The organism is Paracraurococcus ruber (assembly GCF_004353985.1).
GTDB lineage: Bacteria > Pseudomonadota > Alphaproteobacteria > Acetobacterales > Acetobacteraceae > Paracraurococcus > Paracraurococcus ruber.
In genome coordinates this window covers 1-7502 of the sequence record NZ_SMOA01000255.1, presented here as the reverse complement: position 1 = coordinate 7502, position 7502 = coordinate 1, and the positions used below count along the sequence as shown (strand labels likewise).

4 protein-coding genes are annotated in these 7502 nt (G+C 74.0%); 3 read left to right on the top strand and 1 reads right to left on the bottom strand.

Features of this window, described 5'->3' with window-relative positions; genetic code table 11:
* Positions 1 to 277: 277 nt before the first annotated feature.
* From E2C05_RS33395 to ada, 3 genes are all read left to right on the top strand, one after another.
* Positions 278 to 4324, top strand: a complete 4047-nt coding sequence (locus E2C05_RS33395; protein WP_158292375.1) for an Ig-like domain-containing protein — start codon at positions 278 to 280, stop codon at positions 4322 to 4324.
* Positions 4325 to 4392: 68 nt separating this feature from the next.
* Entirely contained in the window at positions 4393 to 4977 is a 585-nt protein-coding gene (locus E2C05_RS26090) for a tetratricopeptide repeat protein (RefSeq protein WP_205083084.1), read from the top strand.
* Positions 4978 to 5572: 595 nt separating this feature from the next.
* Positions 5573 to 6640, top strand: a complete 1068-nt coding sequence (gene ada / locus E2C05_RS26085) for a bifunctional DNA-binding transcriptional regulator/O6-methylguanine-DNA methyltransferase Ada (RefSeq protein ID WP_240046895.1) — start codon at positions 5573 to 5575, stop codon at positions 6638 to 6640.
* Between the two features lie 376 nt (positions 6641 to 7016).
* Here ada and E2C05_RS33390 read toward each other — a convergent pair.
* Positions 7017 to 7502: hypothetical protein (locus E2C05_RS33390; protein ID WP_205083074.1), on the bottom strand; the 486-nt coding region annotated here is incomplete at its 5' end.

Here is a 7502-nt window from a genome sequence, read left to right as displayed (position 1 = left end):
CGCCAGCCGCGCCCGCGGCCCGGCGGCGCCCGCCCAGGCGCCGGCCCCCGCCCGATGGCGAGGCATCCGGCCCGGCCGCCACGCGCGGCAACCACCACCGGGCGGCCGTGCCGGGGCGAAGCCGGGCGTCTCAATCGCCGCGCCGTTGCGACCGCCATGCGCCGGGACGCGACAGTGTAGAAAACGTCATTTTTATCAACTCAGGATTGCTGGTCGATGTCGTATTCCCAACGCACCGTGCCCGCCGACGAGAAGGGCGCGGGGCGGGGAAGAAGGCATGGCAACCAGGCCGGGAACGACGGCATCCTATCTGTGGTTCGGCACGCGGGCCGTGGATTTCCTTAATGGCGGCAATACCGGGCCGCAGCTGGAATTGCTGGACGAGGCGGAGGATTTCGCCACCCGCAAGCTTGCCACCGGCACCGTCGACTACACCGGGACCGAGTGGCAGCAATTCCTCGCCTTCTCCGCCACCCAGGCGCAGCTCGATGCCTTCAACGCCGCCAATGCGGTGGGCATCGACCTCTCGAACGGCATCGATCCCGCCGCCGCCGGCAAGGTGGACGGCACCGGCGACCTCCGCGTCGGCCAGGGCGTCACCGCGCAGAACCTGGCCGACATCTCGGGCGGCGGCAGGCTGGTCGATCTCGGCGGCCTGCTGAGCCGCGGCAACGACCCGGTGGTCATCACCGGCCTCGGCCGGATCGGCCCCGGCCGGCTGGACAGCGCCGGCTTCGACGCGGCGGATGACGGCAACCGCGTGGTGTTCGGCAACGACCTCGGCTTCGGCCTGCTGGGCGGCGGCGGCTTCGACCCCGGCGGCAACGCCTCCCGCCTCGCGGATGGCGAATCGGTCGATTTCGCCGTCGCCGGTGGCCGGGCGCTGCTGCAGGCCAGCTTCACCGTGCGGGTGCTGAACGGCGGCCGCACCACGGTCATCCTGGACAGCGACGGCGCCACGCTGCGCGACACCAATGGCGACGCCGCCGGCGGCGTGGTGCAGGACGCCTCGGCGGGCGAACTCGGCCTCGGCACGCTGGCCGAGGGCACGCGGGTGGCGATCGACTACCTCGCCCGCAGCATCACCCTGAACGGCGGCACGCCCTTCGCCGGCAGCACGGCAGCGTTCTTCGACGCCTTCGCGCGGAACGGGTCGAACCATGTCACCTTCGGCTCGGCCATCGGCAACCTGGTCGGCTGGTCGGTGGACGACCTGGTGCTGGCCACCGATGCGCCAGCGCCGGCCAACCAGCCGCCGGTCGCCATCGCCAGCAAGGTGGCGACCAACCAGGGGCAGGCGGCCAGCGGCCGGCTGACCGCGCTGGACCCGGATGCCGGCGATACGCTGGCCTTCGCCCTGGATGCCGGGCCGGCCAAGGGCCAGGTGACCATCGGCGCCGATGGCCGCTTCACCTACACGCCGGATGCCGGCGCCACCGGCAGCGACAGCTTCGGCTTCACGGTGAAGGACACCGCCGGCGCCAGCGCCGGCGCGACCGTGACGGTGGACATCGCCGCGCAGACCCTGCTGGTGCCGCCGGGCTTCACCGCCCTGGCCACCGATCCGGCGCATGTCTCGGCCGCGCCGCTGGTCGGCGCCGGGACGAGCGGGCGGGCGAACCACGACATCGTGGCGCTGGAGGGCGGCGGCTTCGTCCTCGCCTGGACCGGGAAGGATGCCGGCGGCACCGGCGTCTTCGCCCAGCGCTACACCGCCGCCGGGGTGGCGGTGGGCGGCCCGGTGCAGGTCAACGCCACCACCGACAACGACCAGTCCGAGCCGGCGGTGAAGGCCATGCCGGGGGGCGGCTTCGTCGTCGCCTGGACCTCCCGGGGCCAGGATGGCGACGGCAGCGGCGCCTATGCCCGGGTCTTCGACGCCGCCGGCGTCCCGGCCACCGGCGAGTTCCGCCTGAACGTCGCCACCGCCAGCGACCAGAACGCCGCCGACATCGCGCCCTTCGACGTCAGGCTGATCGGGTCCTGGATCTCCTTCGACCTGGACGGGTCGGGCTTCAATTTCTTCTACCGGTACTTCGACTCGAGCGGCAACGCGCTGCAGGACTCCCAGTCCTGGCCCGCCGCCATCACCGGCAACGACCAGCGCTTCGGCTCCATCACGCCGCTCACCACCGGCAAGGTCGTGCTGAGCTGGACGACCAATGCCACCCCGGACGGCAGCGACGATGTCCGCTACGTGCTGTACGATGGCCTCATCGACAGCCCCCGCACCCTGGTCAACACCACCACGCAGGGCAACCAGCAGGACTCCGCCGTCGCGGCGTTGCAGGACGGCGGCTTCGTCATCGTCTGGGCCTCGCAGTCGCAGGACGGCAGCGGCTTCGGCGTCTTCGGCCAGCGCTACGATGCGAACGGCACCAAGGTCGGCGGCGAGTTCCTGGCCAACACCACCACCTTCAACGACCAGTACCTGCCGGCCGTCACCGGCATGGCGGATGGCGGCTTCGTCATCGGCTGGACCTCGCTCTTCCAGGACCGCAGCGGCGGCGGCATCTACGGCCAGCGCTACGATGCCGCCGGCGCCCGGCTGGGCGGGGAGACCTATCTGCAGGCGCCGACGCTCAGCGGCCAGTACCACCCGAAGCTGGCCGGGCTGGCCGACGGCACGCTGGTGGCGGCCTTCCAGGACGATGCCGCCGGCCTCGCCCTCTCGATCAACGGCGTGGCGGCCGTCACCGGCGGCATCCCCACCGGCTGGGCCGGCGCACCGGCCAGCCTCGCCATCCATGACAGCCGCTTCGTCGACTACAAGCCGCGGGGGAACAGCCACGAGCAGGTCGGGGCGCTGGCCGATGGCAGCTTCGTCGCCACCTGGAATTCCTTGGAATCGACCGGCGACTTCTACGGCGTGCTCGGCCAGCGCTACGACGCCTCCGGCAGCAGGATCGGCGGCGAGTTCTGGGTCAACACCACCACCGTGGGGTCGCAGGACGCCTCCTCGGCCGCCGGGCTGAAGGGCGGCGGCTTCGTCGTCACCTGGACATCCTTCTTGCAGGATGGCGATTCCGCCGGGATCTTCGGCCAGCGCTTCGATGCAGCCGGCGCCAGGCTCGGGGACGAGTTCCAGGTCAACACCTTCACCGCCAACGACCAGCTCGCGGCCTCGACCGCCGCGCTGGCGGATGGCGGCTTCGTCAGCGCCTGGAGCTCGATGTCCCAGGACGGCGACGGCTACGGCGTCTATGCCCAGCGCTTCGACGCCGCCGGGGCCCGGCTGGGCGGCGAATTCCATGTCAGCACCGCCACCCCGTTCAACCAGTGGCTGCCCGCCGTGGCAGGGCTGGCGGGCGGCGGCTTCGTCGTCGCCTGGAGCTCTGCCGGGCAGGACGGCAATGGCGACGGCATCTACCTGCAGCGCTACGGCGCCGACGGCGCCGCGCTGGGCGGGGAGGTGCATGCCAGCACCACGACCCTCGGCGACCAGACCACCCCTTCGGTCGCCGCGCTGGCGGGCGGCGGCTTCGTCGTCACCTGGGCGTCCTCGCGGCAGGAGGATTTCACCGCCGGCATCTACGGCCAGCGCTACGATGCCGGCGGCGCCGCGGTGGGCGGCGAGTTCCACGTGAACACCTATACGAAGTCCGACCAAGTCGACCCCTCGGTCACCGCGCTGTCGGATGGCGGCTTCTTCGTCGGCTGGGGATCGAGCGTGCAGGACGGCAGCGGCTGGGGTGTCTATGGCCAGCGCTTCGACGCCGCCGGCAACGCGGTCGGCCCGGAATTCCGCCTGGAGCAGGATGCCTTCGACAACCAGCAATATCCCAGCCTGGTGCAGCTGGCCGGCGGCAACATCGCGCTGGAATACGTGCAGGGCCGCGGCATCGTGACCCGCGTGCTGGCGCCGACCGGGGAAGGCTTCGCCGCCAAGTCGGTCGCCGGCACGCCGGGCAACGACGTGCTGCTGGGCGGCACCGGGGCGGATACGCTGGCGGGCGGCGGCGGCGACGACCTGCTCCGGGGCGGCGCCGGCGATGACAGCCTGGCCGACGGCGCCGGCGCGGATACGCTGACCGGCGGCGCCGGGGCCGATCTCTTCGCCTTCGCCGCGCCGGGCGACCTGGCCGACCGGGTGACGGATTTCAACCCGGGGCAGGACCGGCTGGACCTGACGGCGCTGGATACCGGCGTGCTGGCCTTCGCCGGCCAGGCGGCGGCGCTGTCGCAGGGGCACGGCCTCGCCTGGTTCCAGGGCGGCGGCGACACCGTCGTCATCGCCGACCTGGACGGGGTGCCGGCGACGGTGGAGTTCCGCCTCGCCCTCACCGGGACCCTGGCGCTGGCGGCGGCCGATTTCCTGCTCTGACCCGGCCCGGGGCGGCGGGGCGCATGGCCGCCCTTGCCAGCCGCCGCCCGGCGCCCGACTTTCACGGCATGCGCCGGCTTCCCGCCCTGCTGCTCCTGCTGCCCTCCATCGCCCTGGCGCAGGCCCCGCCCGCCCCGCCGCCCAGCCCGGCCGCCCGCACCGCCGAGGCGCGCCGGGCCGAACTCGACCGCGCCTTCGAGGCGCTGCGATCCGCCCCGGACGAGGCCGGGGCGGCGCTGGTGGAGGCGCGCATCAAGGCGCTCTGGGCGCAGGGGGCCAGCCCGTCCGTCACGCTGCTGCTGCGCCGCGGCGTCCGCAACGTGGAGGCGCAGATGCCGGCCGAGGCGCTGGAGGATTTCGACGCCGCCATCACCCTGCAGCCGGACTTCGCCGATGCCTGGTTCCTGCGCGCCCAGGCCTATGCCCGGGCGGGCGACAATGCCGCCGCGGCGCGCGACCTGCAGGAGGCGCTGCGGCTGGAGCCGCGGCACTGGATGGCGCTGCTCAGCCTGGCGCTGCTGCAGGACGAGGCGGGGAATGCCACCGGCGCCCTGCGGACGCTGGAGGCGGCGATGGCCCTCAACCCGCGCATGCCGGGCGGGCAGGACCGGCTGAAGGAGCAGCGCCGGAAGGCCGAGGGCGACACCACCTGAAGCGAGGGGGCGCCGCCCGGCCCCGTGACCCGGCGCCCGCCGCCGGGGCGCCACGGCGCCCCGGGCCAGGGGTCGCCGCCGCCCCTTGCAGCGTGCCCGCCGCCGTGCCGATCCCGGCCGGGGCCGCGCCGCCGCATGGCGGCGCCGTCATGCAGGGGCGACGCGGGGCGGCGGGTCCGACCGGCCATCGCCGGGGCGCGGGCCGGGCACGCCGCGGCGGAACCCGGCGGATCGAGACCCTGGCGGATGGCCGGGACCCGTCCGGGCTGACCCTTGGGCGTTGCGCAGGGCCCCTCCGCTGTGGGGTAGCCGGCGGCGCCATTCGTTCTGCGCATGGCTGCGATCCGAACGCATTATTGGTCGGTAATGTTTTTCGGGCCCATCTAGAGAGCAAGGAGGCGGGGCCACGAGGGCCCTGCCGCGCAAGGACGATTTCCGTGAACGAGATTCTCAACGTGCTGCCCTGGGCCTTTGGCCTGCTCGCCGCCGCCGCCGCGGCGAAATACTCGAAATAGGCCTGCCGCCGGCGCGATGCCGGCGCAACGCGCGGATGGCCCGGTGCGGGGCATCCGGGCAGGCTGGGGACATGACGCACATGGCCCCCATCCCCACCCTGGACGACGCCCGCTGGGATGCCCTGCTGGCGCGAGACCCGGCCCCTTCCTGCGGGCCCTTCCTCTACGCGGTGACGACGCAGGGCGTCTTCTGCCGCCCCGGCTGCCCCAGCCGCCCGCCGCTCCGCCGCAACACCCGCTTCTATGCGGATGTCCCGGCCGCCGAGGCCGCCGGCTTCCGCGCCTGCAAGCGCTGCGACCCGCGCGGCGACCGCGCCGCCATCCATGCCGCAGCCATCCGCGCCGCCTGCGACCTGATCGAGGCGAGCGAGACCATCCCGAGCCTGGCGGCGCTGGCCGACCGCGCCGGCTATGCCCGGCACCATTTCCTCCGGCTGTTCAAGGAGATCACCGGCGTCACCCCGCGCTCCTACGCCGAATCGGTGCGAGCCCGGCGGCTGCAGGCGGCGCTCTCGGCCGGGGAACGAGTGGCGGAGGCGGTGGCCGGCGCCGGCTATGGCAGCGAGAGCCGGGTCTATGAGGCGCCCGGCCAGGTGCTGGGCATGACCCCTGGCGCCGCCCGCCGCGGCGGCGCCGGCGAGACCATCCGCACCGCGACGGCGATGAGCGCGCTCGGGCCGCTGATGGTCGGCGCGACCGAGCGCGGGGTCTGCTTCATCGGCTTCGCCGAGGACGAAACGGCGCTGGAAGGCGACCTGCGCCGCCGCTTCCCGCAGGCGCGGGTCGAGCCGGCGCCCGAGGCGCTGGCCGCGACCATCCGGCAGGTGGTGGAATTCCTCGCCGAGCCGCAGGCGGCGCTCGCCCTCCCGCTCGACCTGCGCGGCACCGCCTTCCAGCGAAGGGTGTGGGAGGCGCTGGTGGCCATCCCCTTCGGCGAGACCCGCACCTATGGCCAGATGGCCGAGGCGATCGGCGCGCCGCGCGCGGTCCGCGCGGTGGCCCGGGCCTGCGCGCAGAACCATGTCTCGCTGGCCGTGCCCTGCCACCGGGTGGTGGGCAAGGATGGCGACCTGACCGGCTATCGCTGGGGCGTGCCGCGCAAGCGCGCCCTGCTGGCGAAGGAGAAGGCGGCGCGCGGCCCAGGCTGATGCCGCCGGCCGCCCCGGATGACCCGCGGCCGGCGCAGCCGGCCAAGCCGCCGGGCGGCGCTCGGGGGCGGCCCGGGCGCGGCAGGCCGATCCCAAGGGTCATCCCGAAAGACCCTTGGGATTAACGCCTCGCGCGGCGGGCATTCGAGCAGACCCGCTCAGGTGAAAGCACCTGAGCGGGTGAAGATGCCCGTAGGATCAAATGGCGGGAGCGGTTGCCGTGAGCCATGGCGAACGGAAACCGCCATAGTGTCCTGCCCGCTGCGTTCGCAGCCACCGGCTGCGAACGCAGCGGATCAGCAGGCCACCGAAAACAAAGGCGAGCAGCCCGGACCGAAGGGCGCCGCCAGTGGCGGCGAACTTCGGATTCGGGACACTAGCGCCGCTCGCCGCCGCCTTCCGTCCCGACCGAGGCGGGGATGGCGTTGCTGCCCTCGCTCCGCTCCCGCGCGATGCGGGAGAGGATGTCGGCCAGGTCGCGCCGCTGGGTGTCCAGCCGGCCCTGGGCGCTGGCGATCTCGTTTGCCAGCGCATCCCGCCGCCGCTCCAGCCCGGCGACCTCGGCGCGCAGCCCCTCCGCCTCCTGCCGCAGCCTTGCCTGGTCCTGCCGGGCCGCCTCGGCGGCGCGGGCCTCGGCATCCAGCCCGGCCAGGGCCTGCCGCCGCTCGGCCAGGCTGCGCTCGGCCGCCTGCGCCTCGGCGCGGGCGGTCTGCAGGCGGCGCTCCTCCGCCACCGTGCCGTCGCGCAGCTCGGCCAGCCGCCGCTCGGCGCCGCCGATCTCGCCCCGCAGTTCAGCGCTGCGCTGCTCCAGCCCGCGCAGCGTCGCGGCCAGCTGGTCGCGGCTGGCGCCGAGCCTGGCCAG

Excerpts from the sequence above, each read along its gene's own strand:
- ada (WP_240046895.1), top strand. The coding sequence starts at position 5,573 with ATGGCCCCCATCCCCACCCTGGACGACGCCCGCTGGGATGCCCTGCTG.
- E2C05_RS33395 (WP_158292375.1), top strand. The coding sequence starts at position 278 with ATGGCAACCAGGCCGGGAACGACGGCATCCTATCTGTGGTTCGGCACG.
- E2C05_RS26090 (WP_205083084.1), top strand. The coding sequence starts at position 4,393 with ATGCGCCGGCTTCCCGCCCTGCTGCTCCTGCTGCCCTCCATCGCCCTG.